Annotated in this window: 15 protein-coding genes; 2 read left to right on the top strand and 13 right to left on the bottom strand. The window is 67.6% G+C overall.

Features of this window, described 5'->3' with window-relative positions:
• Positions 1 to 23: 23 nt before the first annotated feature.
• From SCATT_RS13705 to SCATT_RS13690, 4 genes are all read right to left on the bottom strand, one after another.
• Complete coding sequence (locus SCATT_RS13705) at positions 24 to 2033, bottom strand: AIPR family protein (protein WP_014143663.1); 2010 nt, start codon at positions 2031 to 2033, stop codon at positions 24 to 26.
• Entirely contained in the window at positions 2026 to 3036 is a 1011-nt protein-coding gene (locus SCATT_RS13700; protein ID WP_014143662.1) for a PD-(D/E)XK motif protein, read from the bottom strand. The genes SCATT_RS13705 and SCATT_RS13700 overlap by 8 nt, the downstream gene beginning before the upstream one ends.
• On the bottom strand, positions 3033 to 5804 hold the full coding sequence (locus SCATT_RS13695; RefSeq protein ID WP_014143661.1) for a Z1 domain-containing protein: 2772 nt from the start codon (positions 5802 to 5804) through the stop codon (positions 3033 to 3035). Before SCATT_RS13695 ends, SCATT_RS13700 begins: the two co-directional genes overlap by 4 nt.
• Positions 5805 to 5867: 63 nt before the next feature.
• Positions 5868 to 7343 carry an ATP-binding protein gene (locus SCATT_RS13690; protein ID WP_014143660.1) on the bottom strand — a complete coding sequence of 492 codons (1476 nt, stop codon included), beginning with the start codon at positions 7341 to 7343 and terminating at the stop codon, positions 5868 to 5870.
• Between the two features lie 456 nt (positions 7344 to 7799).
• Here SCATT_RS13690 and SCATT_RS13685 point away from each other — a divergent pair, with 456 nt between their 5' ends.
• Positions 7800 to 8489: a hypothetical protein gene (locus tag SCATT_RS13685; RefSeq protein WP_014143658.1), complete on the top strand. Its 690-nt coding sequence runs from the start codon at positions 7800 to 7802 to the stop codon at positions 8487 to 8489.
• Between the two features lie 88 nt (positions 8490 to 8577).
• Here the strand turns inward: SCATT_RS13685 and SCATT_RS13680 are convergent, their stop codons facing one another.
• The 3 genes from SCATT_RS13680 to aspS all read right to left on the bottom strand — a co-directional run bounded on the left by SCATT_RS13680 (position 8578) and on the right by aspS (position 11507).
• Entirely contained in the window at positions 8578 to 9435 is an 858-nt protein-coding gene (locus tag SCATT_RS13680) for a hypothetical protein (protein ID WP_041824717.1), read from the bottom strand.
• A 70-nt stretch (positions 9436 to 9505) separates the two neighbouring features.
• Positions 9506 to 10072 (bottom strand): nucleotidyltransferase domain-containing protein, encoded by a 567-nt coding sequence (locus tag SCATT_RS13675; RefSeq protein WP_014143656.1) that lies wholly within the window; start codon positions 10070 to 10072, stop codon positions 9506 to 9508.
• A 124-nt stretch (positions 10073 to 10196) separates the two neighbouring features.
• On the bottom strand, positions 10197 to 11507 hold the full coding sequence (gene aspS / locus SCATT_RS13670; RefSeq protein WP_014143655.1) for an aspartate--tRNA(Asn) ligase: 1311 nt from the start codon (positions 11505 to 11507) through the stop codon (positions 10197 to 10199).
• A gap of 609 nt (positions 11508 to 12116) precedes the next feature.
• Between aspS and gltX the strand changes: the two genes are divergently transcribed.
• Positions 12117 to 13490, top strand: a complete 1374-nt coding sequence (gltX, locus tag SCATT_RS13665) for a glutamate--tRNA ligase (protein WP_014143654.1) — start codon at positions 12117 to 12119, stop codon at positions 13488 to 13490.
• 7 nt (positions 13491 to 13497) lie between these two features.
• On the opposite strand, the gene SCATT_RS13660 is transcribed toward gltX, so the two are convergent.
• From SCATT_RS13660 to SCATT_RS13635, 6 genes are read right to left on the bottom strand one after another with little or no spacing between them, the layout of a single operon-like run.
• The gene (locus tag SCATT_RS13660; RefSeq protein WP_014143653.1) at positions 13498 to 14484 is read right to left on the bottom strand and encodes a glycosyltransferase; all 987 of its coding nucleotides are present in this window, start codon (positions 14482 to 14484) and stop codon (positions 13498 to 13500) included.
• On the bottom strand, positions 14481 to 15095 hold the full coding sequence (locus SCATT_RS13655; RefSeq protein ID WP_014628040.1) for an HD domain-containing protein: 615 nt from the start codon (positions 15093 to 15095) through the stop codon (positions 14481 to 14483). The genes SCATT_RS13660 and SCATT_RS13655 overlap by 4 nt, the downstream gene beginning before the upstream one ends.
• A gap of 5 nt (positions 15096 to 15100) precedes the next feature.
• On the bottom strand, positions 15101 to 16816 hold the full coding sequence (locus SCATT_RS13650) for a carbamoyltransferase family protein (RefSeq protein WP_014143651.1): 1716 nt from the start codon (positions 16814 to 16816) through the stop codon (positions 15101 to 15103).
• A gap of 17 nt (positions 16817 to 16833) precedes the next feature.
• Positions 16834 to 17625: a radical SAM protein gene (locus SCATT_RS13645; protein WP_014143650.1), complete on the bottom strand. Its 792-nt coding sequence runs from the start codon at positions 17623 to 17625 to the stop codon at positions 16834 to 16836.
• Between the two features lie 17 nt (positions 17626 to 17642).
• Positions 17643 to 18761 (bottom strand): hypothetical protein, encoded by a 1119-nt coding sequence (locus SCATT_RS13640; RefSeq protein ID WP_014143649.1) that lies wholly within the window; start codon positions 18759 to 18761, stop codon positions 17643 to 17645.
• On the bottom strand, positions 18761 to 19870 hold the full coding sequence (locus SCATT_RS13635; protein WP_014143648.1) for a radical SAM protein: 1110 nt from the start codon (positions 19868 to 19870) through the stop codon (positions 18761 to 18763). Before SCATT_RS13635 ends, SCATT_RS13640 begins: the two co-directional genes overlap by 1 nt.
• Positions 19871 to 19872 lie beyond the last annotated feature (2 nt).

Genomic DNA, 19872 nt, shown 5'->3' with positions numbered 1-19872 from the left:
GACTCAGGACCTGCGTGGTCCCATCACTGAGCAGGAGTGAACCCCAGGCGCAGAGCCTCGCTACGCGCGTGAAGGGCCTGGAGTGCTTGTGTTTCGGGCACCTCTTGGCCGTTCTCCATCCGTTTCCCGACGGACTGGGCCAGCTGCCTCTGCCAGGGTTCGAGGTTGTGCGTCTCCTTGGCCCACCGCTCCAGCGCGTACCACTCGCCGGTTGGCACAATCAGGAGTTCCTCGACCGCCCCCTCGGCGTCCGGGCTGCCGCCGGCCAGTGCTGCTTCGTCCAGGGGCAGGTCCAGGAGTTCGGCCGCCAGGGCGTCGGGGACCGTCCAGCGCACTCGTGAAACGGCGTCCCAACACCCCACTTTCTTGGCCCACTCGCCCACGTGGTTGCCCTCCAGCGGGTTCGTCACCGCCTCCATGACGCGGGGGCACAGATCGTCCACCGCGGCTTCCAGGGCGGCGGAGATTCCCTGCTCACGCCAGATCCGGTCAAGGTCGATCCGCTGCTCGGTGGCCAGGGACAGTCTCGCCATCGTGTACGTCGTCACAAGGCTCTTGTGACTGCCCGCTCCATGGCCGGCGGCAACCTGGTCCACGGCCTTGAACAGGATCGCCATTGCGATCACCCGCTGGCAGTACTGGATGTCGACACGTGGTGGCGCCTCGTCGATACGCAGCATGAACTCGACAAAGTTCTTCTGTGCACCCCGACTCACCAGGTGGGGCAGCTGGATCCACGAGTGGACGAACTTCGCCAGATCGGCCTTGGTGTACCTCTTCTTCGTCGGGTTGATCCTCTTGAACTGGCGTTGCCGGGCAGGCGTACGGGCTTTGGCAAGCTCGTCCGTGTACTGGCCGCGTGCCCGCTCGTAGAACCAGTGGGTCTCCTGACCACTGCCGTCGGCTGCGGGAGCCCAGAGGGAACGGGTGATCCGCTGGATCGCCACGTGATACTCGTGGTTCGAGCTGAAGTCGACCTGGGTCACCCGGTTCTGCGTGTTCGAGTACTCCGAGATCTTGGGGACAATCTCGGTGAGACGCTCGGGCGAGACCTCCGTCAACTTCATCTGGACCCGGACCTGGGACAAGTCGGCCTTGTCCCGTGACCGGGCATAGTGGAGTGACGCCGTGGTCTGCCCGCCGTTGACGATCTGGAGGCCGTGTACGCGGGAGATGTGGGTCGGCTCTCCGTCCGGGCCTGTCACGAAGTCGACCTGGGAGGCCGTTGCCGTGATCCCGTTGTTGTAGGCCAGGAAGCGGCCGGGCGCGTGCAACAGGGTCTCCCGGATGCCTCGGTTCACGGAACCACGGGCCTGCAGGAACGAACGCACATTGAGTTCGAGAAGCCGTGTCCCGTGCTCCGCGTACAGCTCCGCCAGCAACTCTCCGGGTATCACAGCGAGCACGACGGAATGGTCCCGCTCCGAACTCGGAGCGGAAACGCAGGGCAGCGGAGGCGTGAAGGGAACCACGATGGGCTCGCTGAGCGATCCCGACGTCTCGTGACGGTGCAGCCGCGCCAGGTCCCACACCTCGTGGACGACCGGGAGGCCGTCGAAGTGGGTGGGCGGGACCTCCACGGTCGTGGCGACGCGGTTGCTGAGGAGGAAGAGCCTGATCCTCTGCACCTCGGTCAGGGCCTTCTCGACCGCCTCGCACATGTCGTACACGTCGAAGGACTCGTCAATATGTTGCTGCAGGCCCTCCTGGCAACGACGTGCGAAGGTCAACAGCCGTTTGAACGAGGTTTCGGTCTGGGCCTTGGTGAGTTTCGTCTCCAGCGGGGCCAGGTGGAAGTCGGTGAGGAAGAGGTCCAAGGACTCACCCGCCTCTCCGATGCCGTACGCATGGATCTCGTGACCGTGGGCCTTGTGGTACGCGCTGAAGGTGTTGGAGACGACGCCGGCCTTCTCCAGGTCGAACAGGACCCTGTGTGTGAACGCTTCCGGAGTTGTCGTTCCCTCGGCGTCCGCGGTCGCCTGAACGTCAGCGACGAGGCTCCGGGAGTACTCGGCCAGGTCCTGCTCACTCATGGGCTCCCCCGATCAACATGCTCACATCGTCGACTGACGCCAGGTAGCTGTCCAACCCCGAGACGGTCACGTGGTAGGTGCAGTCGCTGACGCCCTCGGGAAGGTCCGACTCGACAAGCCTGGGAAAGCCATCCCGAACGTGCCAGAAGCGCAGGTCACGAACGGTGTATCGAGGTTCTTCATAGAGATCGTGATGCCCGGGCAGGTAACCTGCCTGGATCAGCAGGCCGTCGAATCGGGCCCTGGCAGCAGCGCTGGCAAGGTGCCCCCGGACGCGCTCCACACGACGGTTCAGGCTCTCGCCGGACCCACCCCGTCGTTCGTCGAGCACCATCATGCACAGCAGCAGGTGCGGGACACCGGTGTCGTCCAGCTGTCGCTCACTCGCTATGCGGACGCTGCGGGGGTGTTTCGCGGCACTTGCCTTGACCTCGATCGCGACTCCGGGGAGCTGGAAGTCCTGGTTGGCGCCTGTCGGTCCCGTCCAGGACTCCACAGCCTCGATCTCGGACAGGGTGCTCAGGAGGTGGTTACCAAGCACCAGAAGTTCCCCGTAGAGTCCCCTCCGCGCCTCCGCTCCCAGCCCGTCCGTGCCAACCGTGCGCAGGAGATCCTGCCAGCGCTCGAACCTGCTCACGGCGGCTGTCAGAGCGTCGGCAGCGGCCGGCGCTGAACGCGCGGTGTCGGCAACGTCGGTCACGAGTGGGTTGAACACTTCCCGGAGGTCGTTCGCCGTGAGGACCAACTGGAGTTCGTACTCGAGACGGGACACCGCACTCAGCTGCATCTCGATGCCGGCCGCCCGGGGCAGTCGCCCAACCGAACGCACGATGTGGTCTGCCGAGCGGGCGTCGGCCCTGAGTACCAGCATGCGCTGTCCCCCCGGATGGGCGACGGAGAGGAACACGTCCAGCGGGGAGTCCGGATGCAACCGACGGCTGGAGCGTCCTGGCGAGTCGTGAGGGCGCTCAAGCTCGTGCCAGTCCTCCTCGGTGACCGTCACGCGTCGTCCTCCTCGTCGAGGGCGTAGATGTCCTCCTGCAGGTAGATGCTGTTCGCCACGTACTCGGTCTTCGACTGGTTACGGGAGTAGGGAAAGCTCACCTGGAAGCCCACCAGCGGCAGCTCCGGGGAGTCGTCCTCGGGTCCTGGTACTTCGATGGGATAGATGAGTAGCAGGGCTTGGTCGGGACGTCGCTGACGACGGAGGTACGGACCCGACGGGTGCTTCGGGACCGAGGTCTTCTCCTTCTGCTTCGCTGCTTTCCCAGCGGCCTCCCGTGCCGCTTCAGGCTGTGCTTCGTCGAGATCGAGGCCCTCGTCGCGCGGGCTGAGGACACGACGGATCGTGTACCGCCCCTCTGTTCTGAACTCCGGGTTGAGCGGGGCACGCGTAACTGGTCCGACCGAGTGCCCGGCGACGTCCACGTGAGTGGCGGCCGACTTGCCTACCAGGCAGACGGTCCAGTTGCCCAGCTCACCCACCTTGGCACACTGTTCGATGTACTTTGCGATGAGTCGGGGACGGACCCTCTGGGCCATGCGGTCGGTCTCGTAGGAGGCCACGAACTCGGAGACCACTTCCGGCGGTACCCCCCGCCACATCACCGTGCCGCCGCTGACCGCTGTTTCGGGTTCCGTGATGCCGTCGAGGTGCCGCACCAGGTCCTCGAGCGACTTGAAGTTACGCTTCACAGCTCGGTCGGCAAGGTTGAAGATCACCGTCTCCGGCCCCTCGCCGGAGTAACTGAGCAGGATCCTCTCACTCTGCCTCATCTTGTTCGCCGCAGTGACCATGAGCCCCAGCGACGACGAGCGGACCTTCAGACCGAACTGCCGGGGTGTAAGACCGAGCGTGGCCATCTCCTCGACCTCGCGGCGTAGTTCGTCGGTCGCAGCCGTGACCTCCACGTAGGCGTCCTCGACGGCAGGCGTGGTGTACAGCCTGCACAGGTCCTCGTACCCGGGTCGGTACCCGAACCACCTGCCCATCTGGAGCAGCGTGTCGTACGTGTTGGCCCAGCGCAGGTAGTAACTGACCGTGAGCCCTGAAAGCGTGAGGCCCCGGGACAGCTTCTGGCCGCCGATGGCGATGACAGAGAGGCCGTCCTTGCGGTTGTCGTAGTAGTCGAGAGCGTCCCGGGAAGTGCCGTTCACCGCCTTGACCTGGATCTTCCTGATCGCGTCCAGAAGCTCCGTCGACACCTGCTCCCAGGTCAGCGGTTCAGCCTCGTCAGCCGGGAAGTGCGCGGTGGTGGGAACGAAGTCGCGCTCCCAGAGTTCCTGGAACTCCGCAAGAAGTTTCGGCCCTTTCCCGTACCGGTCACGGAGCGAGTCCACAAGGAAGTGCAGGTGGTCCTCCACCTGTTCGCGGACAAGGCTCTGCACAGCCGTGAACCGGGTCACGTGCACCAACATGGAGTTGTGCACCCTTACCTGGCCCCTGGCCCGGCGAGCCGCGCACGAGAGCACGAACGACGCAACGGCCTCACGTAGAGACCGAGGGAGATCCCCACGGGGCCTGTCGCCGGCCTTGTGCCGGCTCGGCAACCAGCTGTCGGAGTCGTTCACGTGACGCACCAGCGGCAACGGATGCACGTCCTCCTCATCCTCGTCATCCACCTGCAGTCCGAACACGCGCTCCGGGCCGAGATAGTTCGAGGGCGAGGGGAGGCTGCGGATGAAGCTCTCCGGGAAGAGATCCCCGCCCACCTCGTCGTGGTCTGCGTCGGGGTCGATGTAGATGTTGGCGAACGGAGTGGCCGTGTACCCGACGTACGCCGCCCTGTCGAAACTGTTGATGAGGTCTCGGATCGCCCTGTTTGTCCTGGTGGGGTCGTCGTCAGGATCGCGGACCGTGTTGATCGACGCGTTGTCGGCCTCGTCGTCGATGACCAGGAGCGGAACGTCGCGCACGATCTTGCGGCCGTTCTCGCCCTCGGTGCCCTGCACGTCGGTCACCCACCTGCGCAGGTACTCGAGAATCTTCCAGTGCTTCTTGACGACGAGCACGACAGGAAAGCTGCCGAGCGGGAAGTTGATCGTGGCTGCGGCCTGGCGTCCGAAGTCCCCCTTCTCGGAGCTGTTCGTCGGAGACGCGATGTCGAGCTTCTTGCCCTGCAGCGGCATGAGTCCGGCACCGATGGTGCGGGAGTCCCCGTTCTCGTTGGAGCGCATCTGGTGCTGGGTGTCGAAGCCCAGCAGGCCCTCGTCTATGCGCAGTTGCGTCTGGCTCCGGAGGTCGTTGTGGATGCCGGCGAGAACAACGACGAGCTTGTAGCCCGCGTCAACCGCCTTGGAAGCGAGTCCGATGTACTGTCCGGTCTTGCCTGACTGCACTTGGCCGATCACGAGCCCCTTGCGGCGCCAGGGGCCAGGCCGCCGCGGATCCTCCAGTTGGCTCAAGACCTCGTCCGAGGTCTGGTCCAGCCGTCGCACGACCGAAAGCGGCAGGTCCTCGACATCCTCGAGGAACCAGCGGTATCGCTCCCAGAAATCCCAGGAACGGTTGTTCTTCGCCTCAGGGAGCCAGGGCTCGTGCCCCTTGGGGTCAACGAGTCCCAGGGAACGCTCCTGGAACACCGTGATCATGGCCTCGATCTCCTTGGCCAGCTGGTCCCGGTCCAGAGTTTCCCCCTGTGCGGCCAGCATGCCGAAGATCGCGTTGACCGCGATCTGCACCTCGTCGGGGCTGGGCTGCCGGTCCTGTGGCAGGAAGCTGCGTACCAACCGCTTCGCCTTTGCGAGGGGTTCGTCGGGGGTGGAGCTCACGGGGAACCTCCAACTGGTCTGAGACGGTATGGAGCAGAGTATGGGGGACCACCGACAACAGGCTCAGGTACTCCAGAACCCCTGTAGCTGGTCGAAGGGAGACATGGTGCGCAGCCGTTCGCGCGCTGCAGCAGGCGAACGGCCACCTGAGACAAGGGACTCGTAGATGCGCTGTGCGACCTCGGTCGCAGTCTCGTCAGCGGGACCCGCCCCGCCGAAGGGATCGGGATCGTCGCTGGTGTCGGTCTCGTGCATCACACGGAGTGTGGCGACGGGTACCGTCTCCTCCAGGAGACGGATCAGAGCACGGACGTCAGCGGGGTTCGCGCCTCCCTGCCTCAGCGTGGCCTGGACCAGTGGATGACTGCGGTTGATCCGGCAGGTGAGCCGGCCGTCGGCACGACGTACGTTCCAGACGTACACCAGGGGATCGCCGTGTGTACGTGCGGCGACCTGGCCGCGGTGTCGCAGCACCTCTGCGGCCCTCGTGCGGGCCTGACGTGCGATGCGATGAAGGTGGGGTCGTAGACTGACAGGCGGGACGACGCTGGACTTTCGCACGTCTACTCCCCACTCGGCGTCTGATCCAGCCGGGATGTCGACAGAGATGCGAGCGAGGTTGTACTTCTCCTCGCGACGCATCCCGCGCTGCCCCAACCAGTCCCCCGCAAGAATCAGACGGTTGCGCCGGTACACGTAGAAGCCCTGTTGATCAAGCCATCCCTGCGGTCCTGCCGCATGGCTGAACTCATCAGGAGTCAGGCGGTGGGCGCTCGGGAGGACGAACGCTTCGACCCTCACCGATCCGTTACCCAGGGGAAGTTCCTCGGCAGGCAGCCGCTGGACCGAGGGATGAGCAGTCATGAAGGGGTCCCAGGGCTGTACGGCGGTTCCTGAAACCCTTAGAGCGCGTCGCCGGGTTCCCACGAGGAACCGTGCGAAGACCATGCCGAGATGCGCCTCGGTGCGTGTCGCCTCGGCGTAGAACTGCTTCTGCGTGCGCTCGTCGTCCTCGGTGACAGCGGTGGTGTGATAGCCGTTGAGCCGACGCCACAGCACCACCGTGCCATGGCCGCCGCAAGGCCGGACTCTCTGGAGAATGGCGGCGGTGTCGTCGTCGGCCCCGTGGAGCAACCGCCACTCGCCGTACTTCTCGACCACGTCGAGGTCCCACGTGCGCGTGTGCCACTGGCCGTCGCAGGCTGTCGCCACGGTGAGCTGTCGCGCCTGGGAGAACGACGCGGACTTCAGACCGACCCCGAACCGCCCCAGATCAGTGGGCGAGCGAGGCGTTGCCGGTCCTCGCGCCGCCACGGTCATGGCCGTGACGAGTTCCTCCTGGCTCATGCCGTCGCCATCGTCCACGACCGCGATCCAGGAGTCGCTTCCGGCCCAGGCGAACTCGACGTCGATGTTCTGTGCCTTCGCGGAGATGCTGTTGTCGACGAGATCGGCAATCGCTGCCGGCAACGAGTAGCCCAGCGAGCTCAGCGAGGCGACCATCCCGGCGGGCTCGGGAGCTGCGATGTCGTACGTCATGTGTGGTCCCAGTCCCACTTCTCCCCGGGACCCTCGGTCGGTGCACAGCTGTCCCGGAGAGCCAGAGGCACCAGGCGGACAGAGACCGCGACTGGAACACGCCTGCCAGGCCGGTCACGCAGGGCTCCCCCCACCCGCCGCTAATGGTACTGGCACGGAGGAACAGGACCTCCGTATGTCCGCAGCCAGGAGCAGCCGTTGTGCTTGCAGCTTGCGAGCGACATGGTGCAGGCGCCCCGAGGCTGGCTGCGCGTCCGCTTCAGCTACTCGCGCGACCCGGCCATCGCTCGGAAGTACAGAGCGCGTTCGGGCTGTGTTCTAGACCCGCGCCTCGGCGGCCCGCCGGATACCTGTGCCATGGGGCCAGACCGGAACGAGACGAGAGCGGCGATGGCAATCGTCAGCGCAACCAGGCGTGCAAGCGACTGATGTGAATGGGCCAAGGGCAGGGTTACGGTGGGGCAGAAGGTCGCTGACAACTACTTGGAGCCGCCCGTGATTCCGGTCGTGGACATAGAGGTTGACCCCAGCCTTCCTGCCAATGTGGCGTTAGGTCTGCCACCTGAGGACGAGATCGATGAAGAGGGATACGGGTTCTTTCGGGGAGTGTGGGACATCGGCGATGTGAGCCACGAGGAAGCCGTCGCCATGGTCAAGGAGGAGCAACACCTCTCCAACCTGGTCGACCGTGCCGCGCTGACCCACGTTGACTTCGAGGCAATCGCCAACGCGTTGGAGTCAAACGACCCGGACAGCCTGCCAGCAGGCTTTGTCGCCGAGCATCCCGAGAGTGAGATCGTCGAACTCGTCGGGGACGGCTATACCGCCGAACCACTTCTCGGCTCCCTTGAACTCGGCGTGGCGGGCCTCTCGTATGCCCTTACATCGATTGGCTGCTTCACTGCAGCAAGCTGCCGGAGCCACCTGTCCGATCAGTCATGGTCTCCGCGGCCGGTTGTCTACTTCGCAGCGGAGCGCCCGACCGTCCACTGGCTGACACCGTTGGTCCGCGACACAGGATGCGGTTTCGACGACGGCAGCAGCCACGGACGGTTGTTGATCGTGGAAGCGCCGTCGATCACGAACTTCATGGACTTGGCCAGCCGCATACTGAGGCAGGTGGAGCGGCAGTCCCCTCGCAGGTAGGTAGCTGTTGCCGCATCGGCGGCTTTCGATCTTGAGTAGCATCCGTCGAACATGCCCCGGCTTTGGCGTGCAGAGCTACCTCTCGCGATCACCCGGCCTGGAGCTGCTTGATGACCTCCTTGGCCATGCGTCCTGCTGGCCGAAGCCGGGGATCCTCAGGGTGCGCGTACGGACCAAGAAGCCTTGAGCAAACGAACAGCGTCATCAGCTTGCCGTCCCGAGTCTCGAAGTCGCGCCGGCGCTCCCGTCGCACGCGATCAGCCAAGGCTGGGATCGCAAGGGAACTCGCCCACAATGTCGCGCTGTCCAGCCCCAGCGGCGCGCTGCCCCAGTCCTCCCAGTCGAAGAGACTGAACACCGGTGCGGTGATATTGGCCCAGTTCAGGTCCGCGTGAGCTGACACCCACCGCTCGACGGTCGTGTCGAAGTCCCCAGGGAAAACACTGCGGATGGACTCAGTGACGAGCTCCTGGGTGATAGTGGCGGTGTCCGGCGTGGCGATCCGCCTCGTGGGCTGCGACGCCAGCGCGTCCAATGTGGCGTTCAACCCCCTCCACCACTCGTTCGGAAGCTTCGGAGCCTCGCTCAGCACAGCGGTGCCGACAGGAGGGCTCGGCAGGAGCTCGGTCTCGTCCGCCCGCCACATCGCCGAGCTGTCTCCCGCTCGCCAGACCATACATCCGTGCCATTCGGGCTGGGCGACGCCTTCGAGACGTGCGGCACACTCTGTGCCGTTCCACCCCTGTTCTGGGATCTTGGCGAGTACGCGCCGCTCCACCCGGACCCACGTATCACGGTCTGTCCGAGCCCCGACGGTCCGACGCTTGCGGATCACCGAATCCGGGAGCAGGGACCCCTGGAGACACCGCTCAACCCGATCAAGAACCTCGTCGACCGGCTCCACCCGTAGATCAACTGGCTGTGTTGCGGGACCCGAGAGCGCCATACCGGCGACCGTAGCAGCGGAGCGAGCCCGGCTCAGGCAGTCGAGGCATCGGCTCAAGACGGCTGGCCTCTCAGGTTCGGGCCGCGGACAAAAGACGTTTCCGCCAGGGATGGTCTGGGGCGGTCGCCGCGATCGAATCCGCTAGCCAGACACGTTGCGACTCGTCCAGAAGCGGCAATACCGCTTCGAAGTCAGTCTCGTCCTTGGCCCGTGTGGCCTTCGTCTTGTAGAAGAGCTGCACCTCGGGCGCAAGGTATGGGATTCCGGTTGGACTCCTCCGCCCCACTCGGCCGAGCGGAAGTCGGACCGCTGGGTTGCGCCGCGAGACCCACTGCGCGCCCTCGGCCTCGTCCAGCATGAGTTGCACTGACCAGGGTGCCTCACGTGTGCGTCTGCACCAGATGTCGTGGAGGGGCGCCTCAAGTGTCTCTCCCGGACGCCAGGGACGCAGGTGCCCCGCGCCAGGCGGGTCCGCAACGTGCATATCCCAGTCGTTCAGCAGGTCTCGCACGAGCGCTTGGTCGCGGCGGAGGACCAAGACGTCGAGATCGCCGTGCGGGCGTAGCTCGCGACCGACGGCGAGTTCGATCGCGTACCCGCCGGCGATCCACCACGGGAAGTCGGCTTCGGCGAACATCGCGGCCAGGTCTTCCGGGCGAGCCGGCACCCAGCGCCCCAGTTCATGAACACTCACCCGTCCATGCTTTCAGCAGACGAGGCACTGGGCGGAACATCGCAGGTGGTCAGAGTGCAGCTGTCGGCTATGGGGTGAGCCGGTTCGGTCCGCGGAAGAGGAAGGTGACCTCGCGGATCGACTCCAGGCCGAGCATGACCATCAGTACGCGTCCGAGGCCCATGCCCAGGCCGCCGTGCGGCGGGCACCCGTACCGGAACGCGTTCAGGTAGTCCTGCATCGGCTCCGGGCTCATGCCCTTCTCGGCGGCCTGCTTCAGCAACACGTCGTAGCGGTGCTCGCGCTGGGCGCCGGTGGTGATCTCCAGCCCTTTCCAGAGCAGGTCGAAACTCAGGGTCACGCTTGGGTCGTCGGCCGGCCGCATGTGGTAGAAGGGCCGGATGCCCACCGGGTAGTGCGTGACGAACACGAACTCGTGGCCGGCGGCCTGCCGGATTTGGGCGCTGATACTCCGCTCACCCTCCGGGTCCAGGTCCTCCTTGATCCCCTCCTGGTGCCAGCCGCCCTTGCGCAGGATCTCGTGCGCCTCGGCCATGGTGATGCGGGGGAAGGGCGTCGTGGGGACCGTGATCTCCACACCGAACCGCTCGCGGACGGCCTCGCCGTGGGCGTCGGCGACCTTGGCGATGGCGTGGGTGAGCATCTGCTCCTCGAACGCCATGACGTCCTCGACGCCGTCGATCCAGGCCAGCTCGACGTCGACGCCGGTGAACTCGGTGGCGTGCCGGGAGGTGAACGACGGCTCGGCGCGGAAGACGGGGCCGATCTCGAAGACCTTCTCGATGCCGGCCGAGATCGCCATCTGTTTGTAGAACTGGGGCGACTGGGCCAGGTAGGCGCTGCGGCCGAAGTAGCCGAGTTCGAAGACCTCCGCTCCGGACTCCGAGGCGGTGCCCATGAGCTTGGGGGTGTGCATCTCCGTGGCGCCCTGCGCGTAGGCGTACTCGCGCATCCCCTGTTCCAGGGTGGTCTGCACGGCGAAAATCAGCTGGGCGGCGGGACGGCGGCGCACGTCCAGGAAACGCCAGTCCAGCCGGTGCTCGATCCCCGTCTGCTCGTCGATCGGCAGCGGGGTGGCGGCCGGGTTCAGGACCTCGACGGCCTCCGGAACGATCTCCAGGCCGCCGAGCTTGACCTGGGCGGCGTCCACGACCCGTCCGGTGATCTTGACGGCGGATTCGGGAGTGAGAGCTTGGAGCCGGGCCTCCAGCGGCCCGTTGTCACGCTCGTGGGTCACCTGCACCATGCCGGTTCCGTCGCGTACGACGACGAATTGCATCTTGCTCTGCAGGCGCAGGGTGTTCACCCAGCCGAAGACGGTGACGGTACGACCGACGTGTTCTCGCAGGTCGGAGACGTGTACGCGGCTTTGGATCATTGCGGTCCTCCGAAGGACATCGTCATGATCCCTTGGGAGTGCGGGCGAGAAGGGCAACTCGCGGTACCACCGCACTTTCACCGCCACCAAGTGGCGGCCTCGTTCTGGCCCGGTGACGGGGGCCGGCCGGCGGGGCATTGGGCCATAAGAGGGGGCCGTTCCTCCCCGCGCTCGGGAGGGTCTTCGCCTCGGGGCGCGAGACCGCCTTCCCAGATGCCGGCGGCTCTCTCTGCTCGCGTGGTCCCTGGCTACTCGTCTCCGTCAACGCGTTGCCCGGAAGGATACGAACGGCGCGATCGCGTCCGCAATCGAGAATGCGAGGGCAGCGTCGCGGGGCTTTGTATCCGGCGTCGCGTCGCATATCCGTGCGAGCGTGGAGCGTGTCCGGGTGGCTGCCGTCGAGGTCGGCTGGAGCTGTGGCGAGCGGTCAGCCGAGGCAGGGGCACGCACCTGCAGTGGAAGGGGACAGGCGAGGGGGAGTACGGGTCGGCCGAAAAACGTCGGTGCGGAGGTAGGGCGAGTGGTCCGAGGCGTAGGTCCGGCGTCGGTACCCTGGAGCGCATGTCTACTGCCCCGGTTCGCGTTCGTTTCGCCCCGTCCCCGACCGGCATGTTCCATGTCGGTGGTGCACGGTCCGCTCTCTACAACTGGGCGGTGGCGCGACAGTCCGGCGGCAGGTTCGTCCTGCGGATCGAGGACACCGACGCGGCCCGGAACAAGCCGGAGTGGACCGAGGGCATCATCAGCGCGCTCGCGGCGATCGGCATCCATGGCGAGGACTCGGCCTTCGAGGGGCCGTACTTCCAGTCGCACAACGCCGACCGGCACCGGGAAGCGGCTCAGCAGCTCTTCGCGGCCGGCCGGGCGTACTACTGCGACTGCACCCGGGAGCAGCTGAAGGAGCGCACGGGCTCGGAGCACCTCGGGTACGACGGGTTCTGCCGGGACCGGGGGCTGGCCTTCGAGGAGGGGCGGGCGCTGCGGTTCCGGACGCCGGACGAGGGGGAGACCGTCGTGGTCGACCTGGTCCGCGGGGAGCCGGCGTTCCCGAACAGCGCGATCGAGGACTTCGTGATCGCCCGTGGCGACGGGTCCCCGGTCTTTCTGATCGCCAACGTCGTGGATGACCTGGATGAGGGAATCACGCAGGTCATCCGGGGCGAGGAGCACCTGTCGAACACGCCGAAGCAGCAGCTGCTGTGGGAGGCGCTCGGTGCCAAGCCGCCCGTGTGGGCGCATCTGCCGGTGATCGTGAACGAGAAGCGGCAGAAGCTGTCCAAGCGCCGGGACAAGGTGGCGCTGGAGGACTACCTCGCCGAGGGTTTCCTGCCCGAGGCGATGGTGAACTACCTCATGCTGCTCGGCTGGGGCCCGGGTGACGACCGGGAGATCAGGCCGTACGAGGAGCTGGAACAGCTCTTCCGGATCGAGGACGTCAACACCGCGCCGGCCTTCTTCGACGTGAAGAAGCTGACGGCGTTCAACGGCGAGTACATCCGCGCCCTGTCACCGGAGCAGTTCGCCGCCGCCTGCGCGCCGTGGCTCGTCGCCCCGTACGCGCCGTGGCGGCCGGAGGCGTTCGACAAGGACGTCTTCGAGGCGGCGGCTTCCCTGGCCCAGACCCGGCTGGCGCTGCTTTCCGAGATCACCAGCTATGTGGACTTCCTTTTCCTCGACGAGCCGGTCGAGGACGAGGCGTCGTGGAACAAGGCGATGAAGGCGGGCGCCGGCGACATCCTGTCGGACGCCCGCGCCGAGCTGGCCGACGTCGCGGACTGGAAGGCGGACGACCTGAAGGCCGTCCTGCTCGCCGTCGGGGAGAAGCACGGGCTGAAGCTGGGCAAGGCCCAGGCACCCATCCGGGTCGCGGTCACCGGCCGGACGATCGGACTCCCGCTGTTCGAGTCCATGGAGTTGCTCGGCCGGGACCGCGTGCTGGCCCGTCTGGACGCCGCCAGCAAGAAGCTGGCCGCGCAGGCTTAGCCGCTGGTCAGGTGACCTGCGCCAGGAGGTTGCCCCAGGCGTCGCCGAAGTAGTTCAGGTCGAACCGGGCCAGGGCCTCGTACGCGGCCTTGGCCTCGGTGTGGCGTGTCGCCGCGCGCTGCCGGACCTGTGCCGGGAGGCGGCGGAGGTCCGGGGCCGGCTGGCGAGCCAGCGCGGCGAGGTCGCCTAGGCCGGCCACCGGGCGGATGAGGCAGGGCAGGCCGAGGAGTAAAGCCTCGGCGGCGCAGCGGCTCCAGCCCTCCCGCATCCGTGGGAGGAAGACGCCGACGTCACAGGCGCGCAGCAGACGCAGGTACCGCTCGCGCTCGACGTCGTAGTGCGCGCTGTCGAGGCCGATGGTGTTGCTGCCGCTGGTGATCACCCGCAGCCCGGGAACGCCGGCCAGGGCTGCCGAGACCTCCTCGGTCCCCTTCCAGTGGACGGCCTTGCCTGCGTAGACGCCGATCACGTCGGGCGGCAGGCCGAACTCGGCGCGGCACTCGGCCCGGTCGTAACCGCGTGCCTGCTCTACTTCGGCCATGTCGAAGGCGTTGTAGATCACCCGTACGTTGCGGACGCCGCGGGCGCGGAGCTGGTCGGCCCAGTACGGGGCGACGCACACGACGGCGGCGCACTGCGGCAGAACGCGGAACAGCCGCTCCCAGAGCATGGCCTCGATGGGGGCGGAGTCATGTTGGAGCGGCTCGTAGTGGTGCAGGAGGAACACCGTGCGGGCGCGCATCTCGGGCGTGAACAACAGCAGGCTGAGGTCGTCCCACACGAAGGTGCCGGTGGTGCCGTGCAGCGCCCGTATGGAAGGGGCCAGGCGGGCGAGGTGGCGGAGCTTGCGCCAGCGGCGGACCCGGTAGGTCCGCTTGTGGTCCGGGACGGTGCGCCATTCCACGTCGTCGGCCGTCACCTCGTGGAGCATCCGCAGGTAGACCCGGCCGCCGGTCCGGCCGACCGGCTCCATCGAGTAGACGACCCGTTTCACGGACGTACCTCCTGTATGTGGTGGACGTACTCGGCGTGCAGGCGCGCGTGCATGGTCTCCAGATGGGGGTCGAGGTCGCGGGCGGCGTCGGCGAGGGGGAGGTGGAAATCGCCCAGGGTCTGGAGGAACCGTCGGCACCGGTCGAGGTTCGGGGACGCGGCGAGGTCGCGCAGGTTGTGCAGGCGGTCGGCGAGCCGGACGAGGAGGTCCTCGGGCGGGAGCGCGGCTTGCTTGGTGCGCCAGCGGGTCTCGTCGCCGTCGGACTTGGGGCGCTGTTCGAGGCGGTGGTCGGCCGTCATGGCACGCAGGCGGGCGGTGAACGGGCCGCCGAGGTGATGGACGAGTAGTGCCTCCGACTCAGGGGCCACCTCCAAGGCGTCATGGAGGAGGGCGAGGATGAGGGTCTCGGGGCGCCGGACGCCGATCTCCGTTCGCAGGAGCCTGACGACGGCCAGAGGGTGCTCCAGGTATGGGGTGCCCTGGTCGCGGGTGTGGCCGTCGTAGACAGTGAGCGCGAGGCCAGCGGCCACGCGGGCGCGGGACTGCTCGTCCGGGCTCCACGCGGCGGCACCGAGCACGGTCAGGACGTGGTCGAGATCGATGGGGTCCATCCGCCTCACCTCGTACGAAGGGACGAGGCACGGGGATCGGGGACGTGGTCGGCGAGCAGCAGGGTGTCCCCGACGGCGAGGGCGTCGAGGCGCAGCTCCACCGCCGCCCCCAGGGCTTGCTCAGCGGTCCGCAGGATCGGGGTGCCTTTGCGGTTGAAGGATGTGTTCAGCAGCAGCGGCAGCCCGGTGAGGTCGCGGAACTGCTCAAGGAGAGCGCGCAGGCCCTGGTGGTCGGCGGCGACGGACTGGACGCGGGCGGTGCCGTCGTGGTGGGTGACCGCCGCGACGCGGTCGGCTCGGCACCGTCGTACGGTGGCGACACGGTTCATGAAGGGGTCGCCCGCCGACATGAACCATTCCGTGGCGTGCTCGGCGAGGACGGCCGGCGCGAACGGGCGGTACGCGGCTCGCTTCTTGATCGTGTTGAGTCGGTCCCTCGTGGCGGCGTGACCGGGGTGGGCGAGGATCGAGCGATGACCGAGGGCACGCGGCCCGAATTCGAGCTGTCCCTGCACCCAGCCGACGATGCGGTGCTCGGCCAGCAGTGCCGCCACTGTGGGTGCCAGTCCGAGCCCGAGGTGGGGCAAGGCGTGGTAGCCGGACGGCCTCGGCGTCGTCGGCAGCGCGCCCGGATCGGGGCCCCAGGCCGCGTCGGTCGGCACCGGAACGCGCTCCTGCCCGAGCTGGTAGTGCCAGCCGTAGAGCGCGGCGCCCACGGCTGTGCCAGCATCGTGCGGGGCGGGCGCGACGAAGAGGGTGTCGAAGCCGCTGTCGGCAGCCAGCTGGCCGTTGAGGTGGGAGTTCAGGGCGCATCCGCCCGAGAACACCAACGCTGAGGCCCGAGTGAGTCGTTGCAGGTGGCGGGCGATGTGGACGACCGATCCGGCGAAGACCTCTTGGACGGCGGCGGCCAGGTCGGCACGCTTGTGCTCCGGCTGTTCCGCGACGTTGTCGACGGTCCAGGCCCGGCCATCGAGCAGCAGCGGCGTGCTGCCGTCCGCGGAACCCCACGGGTGGTCGATGCGGACCTCGCCCTCGTCGCCGAGCCGGACCAGTTCGCGGATGTGTGTTCCGTAGCGCTGGGGATCGCCGAAGGCCGCGAGCGCCATCATGCTGCCCTCGGGCTCATCGCCGGGCGGGATCACCCGCCGGGCGAGGTTCCGGTAAAAGTGCCCGAGGGAGGAGTGGACGCGCCGGGGCCCGACCGGGCCCGGCACGACGGCCGGCATGCCCTGGTGGAGGCGGTCGATGCGATCGGGCCACAGGTCGTACCCCGTGATGCGCTCCCGGCCCGGGCCGAAGTCGGAGCCCAGTGAGGAGCCGCCGGCGTCGATGACGAGGCCCGCGGCGTGCTCGTGCCCGGAGAGCAGGTAGCCGGAGAGCACATGGGCCGTGTGGTGGGAGAGGAGGCGGAAGTGTTCGCCGAGAGGGGCGGGCAGGAGGGCGGCGAGTTCCTCCCGCTCCTCGGCCAGCCACCAGCCGGCCGCGGGGTTGGGACGCATGGAGGCCGCCCAGACGGCGTCCACGTCCTCCGGTTCGATGCCGGCGGCCTCCAGGCACCACTGGAGTGCGCGGGTCGGGGCGGTGAGCGTGCCCTTGCGGGTGGGGTGGTTGTGCTTGACGCCGCTCCAGCGCTCCTCCTCGGCGGCGTAGATGCGGCCGTCGACGACTAACGCGGCGGCCGTGTCGTGGTGGAAGTTCAGTCCGAGGACTGCGGGCATGGTGGTGTACCTCCCGGTCAGACGGTGAGGGCGGGGACGAGTGCGGCGCCGGAGTCGGTGTACTCGTGGCAGCGCAGGCAGAACCGGAAGTGGTGCGCGCGCGGCGCGAACACCTTGGCCGCGAAGTCCTCGTCCCAGATGCTGAACTCGCTGTCGTCCTTCGCCATGGCGTTGAAGCAGCGGTAGCAGGACCCGTCCATCTCGATCATCAGGTGCTGGTCGAGGTAGCGGTCGCAGAGGCCGCGCAGCTCGTTCGCCGGCTGGCCCACGTCGACGTGGTGCACGTGGTTGGTGACATGAATGGCGCCGTACTGCTCACACAGCGCCCCGAGCTGCGTGAGCCGGGTGGAACTGATGCCTTCCAGGACACTGTTGACGACCACGGTCTTGCCGGCTTCGCGGAGGCGGGGCACGACGGCGTGCACCTCGTCGTAGTTCCCGTGTTCGTCGTCGCAGCCGATGAGGATCTGGTCGTATGAGCGGAGGGTCGCCTCCATGATCGGCTGGTTGCGGGCCAGGGTTATGGCGTTCGTGCCCAGGACCATGACCTTGTCCGGCAACCGCGTGCGGGCGGCGTCGCTGAGCGCCGGGAAGTCCCGGTGCACGGTGGGTTCGCCGCCGTTGATGTGCAGCTGCTGGAAGGGGATGGTCTCCAGCCGGGTCAGGATGGTGGAGAACAGCGACAGGGACATGTTCTCGCCCTGGGCGCCGTCGGCGAAGATGCAGAAGTCGCAGTGCCGGTTGCACTTCGTGGTGATCTTGACCTTCGCGGTTTTGAGGGTGCGGGGCACTGGCGCACGCGCGGTCATTGGCGAGACTCCTTGGGTCAGAGGTGGACGTCATCGGGCGTGAGACTGAGGAAGTCCTGGACGGTGGTCTTCTCCCGGTGCCAGCGCGCGAGGGTCACGCGCAGCGTGTCGGCGGTGGTCGGTCCGGTCGGGATCAACGCCGCCATTCGGGCGGCCAGCTGCTGGGCCGGTGTGGTCTTTTCTGCCGCCAGCGCGGTCAAGGTCTGGGCGGCGGAGCGGAGTTCCTTCGCCTCCCGCTGGATCAGGTACTCGGTCGCCACGCCGGGCGGCGGATCGAGGTAGTACAGCCAGCGGGCGACACGTACACGGAGCATGCCGGCCGTCATCACCCAGTCAGTACGAGCGTGCTCATGCCCCTGGCCGTCTGGGCGGTCCCCGTCAGGAACGCGGCGCATGGCCGCCTCCAGAGCTACATGGGCCGCGCGGAGCAGGTGGCGCGGACTCCGTGGTCGGACATCGGCATGGTGCTCCGAGTGCCGGAGGAACAGCTCGGCGTATCCGTCCAGTCCCTCCGGCCGCCACTGGGTGAGGGCCGCCGTCTTTCCGGGGCAGCGGGTACGGGTCGCCAGTGCCGCGGCGGCGAACCAGCACGGAGCGAGGTAGTGCCACGCCACGCAGTGGCGCCGGTAAGCGGCGACGTCCTCGACCACGTTGTCCGTGCTGTCCGCAGCCAGCTGGTATCGGCCGGCCATCCGAGCCTGGAGGATCCCCCGATAGAACCGCTCGTCCACCGCGCACCAGGGCGCCATCTGGGCCCGGGACTTCCACCGCTGGAAGTCCCGCGCGCTGCCGCTGATCAGTGACCAGGTCGCGAGTTCCGGCGCGGACACGAGCCGCCCGTCCGCCTCGATCACGGTGAACGCGAAGCCGGGCGGGTGCTCCAGGAGACGTCGATGGGAGACCTGCCGGCCGACTGCGGCGGCGTGTGCGGCGGCCAGGCGGTGATTCCACTCTTCCCAGTCCACAGGTGCCTGGCGCAGGAGAACGCGTACGTCGATGTCGGAGTGCGGAGCCAGCAGATCGGCCGGCTGCCACTTGTGGGTGAGCATCACGGCCCCGACGCCGTGAGCGTCCAGCTCGCCTTCGTACAGAGCGCCGAGTCCCTGGTAGAGAGGCGGCGCGTCGACCACGACCATCACCGCTCCCCGGTGGAGGCGCGGGCGCAGGAGGGGCCGGCCGCTCCCGTGGGGAGGACGGGGAGCAGGGGTAGGACTGGTGTGCCTTCGGGGCGCTCCATCCGGTCCCAGCGCAGGTCGTAGTCGACGTAGTGGAAGCCCTGCCAGGCGTCGTTGGTGTTGCGGTCGAGCATGGCCTGGAAGAGGTGGGTGAACGCGTCGCCGAGGGTGCCGTCGGCGAGGTGGGGCTTCAGGGGGATGTCGCGGTTGTGCAGGATGCAGGGCCGCGCCACTCCGGTGGGCGTGATTTTGATCCGGTTGGCGTCGGAGCAGGTGGCGCAGCTGGAGTTGGAGATGAAGCCGATCGACCCCGCCCAGCCGTCGGGACGGAGGTACTGCCCGGGGCTGCGGACGCCCAGCTGGTCCCGGGAGACTTCACCGGCGTTCGCGAACCACTCGTGGAGACGGTCGCGGACCTCTGCCTCGGTGATGAACTCGGTGTCGAAGAGCGCCTGGGCGGGGCCGATGTTCTGGAGTTCGATCAGGCGGACGGCGATGGGCAGGTCGCGGGCGAGTTCGGCCACGGCGAAGGCGTCGTCCACGTAGGTGCGCTGAAGAACGCAGTTGATCTTCACTCGCAGGCCGAGGGAGAGGGCGGCGTCGAGGGTGCTCCGGGTGGTGCGCGGGTCGCCGCCGCCCATGATCGCGGCGGAACGCGCCGGGTCGAGGCTGTGGAGGCTGAGGTTGAGGTAGGTCAGGCCGGCGTGGTGGAGCTGTTCGACGCTCAGCCCCCGGCGCAGGTTGCCGTGGCTGGTCATGCCGATCGCGGCGTCGGGCCCGAGGCCGTCGGCGAGGCCCGCGATGACGTCGAGGATGTCGGCTCGGAGGGTCGGTTCACCGCCGGAGCAGTGTGCCTTCCTGATCTTCCAGGCCCCGCCCTCGGTGGCGATGGCCGCGTAGTCGGAGGCGGTCAGGGGTCGGTCCTTGTGCCCGTAGTCCGGCATGCACCGGGGCTTGCAGAACACGCAGTCCAGGTTGCACAGCGAGTTCAGGGTGAAGGCCAGGTAGGGGTGGTTGCGGCCTGCGGCGGCGAAGGCGGCGGCAAGGTCGTCGTGGCCTGCGGTGGGCATTG

The sequence above is a fragment of the Streptantibioticus cattleyicolor NRRL 8057 = DSM 46488 genome (assembly GCF_000240165.1).
Lineage (GTDB): Bacteria > Actinomycetota > Actinomycetes > Streptomycetales > Streptomycetaceae > Streptantibioticus > Streptantibioticus cattleyicolor.
This window is presented reverse-complemented; position numbering and strand designations above follow the sequence as displayed.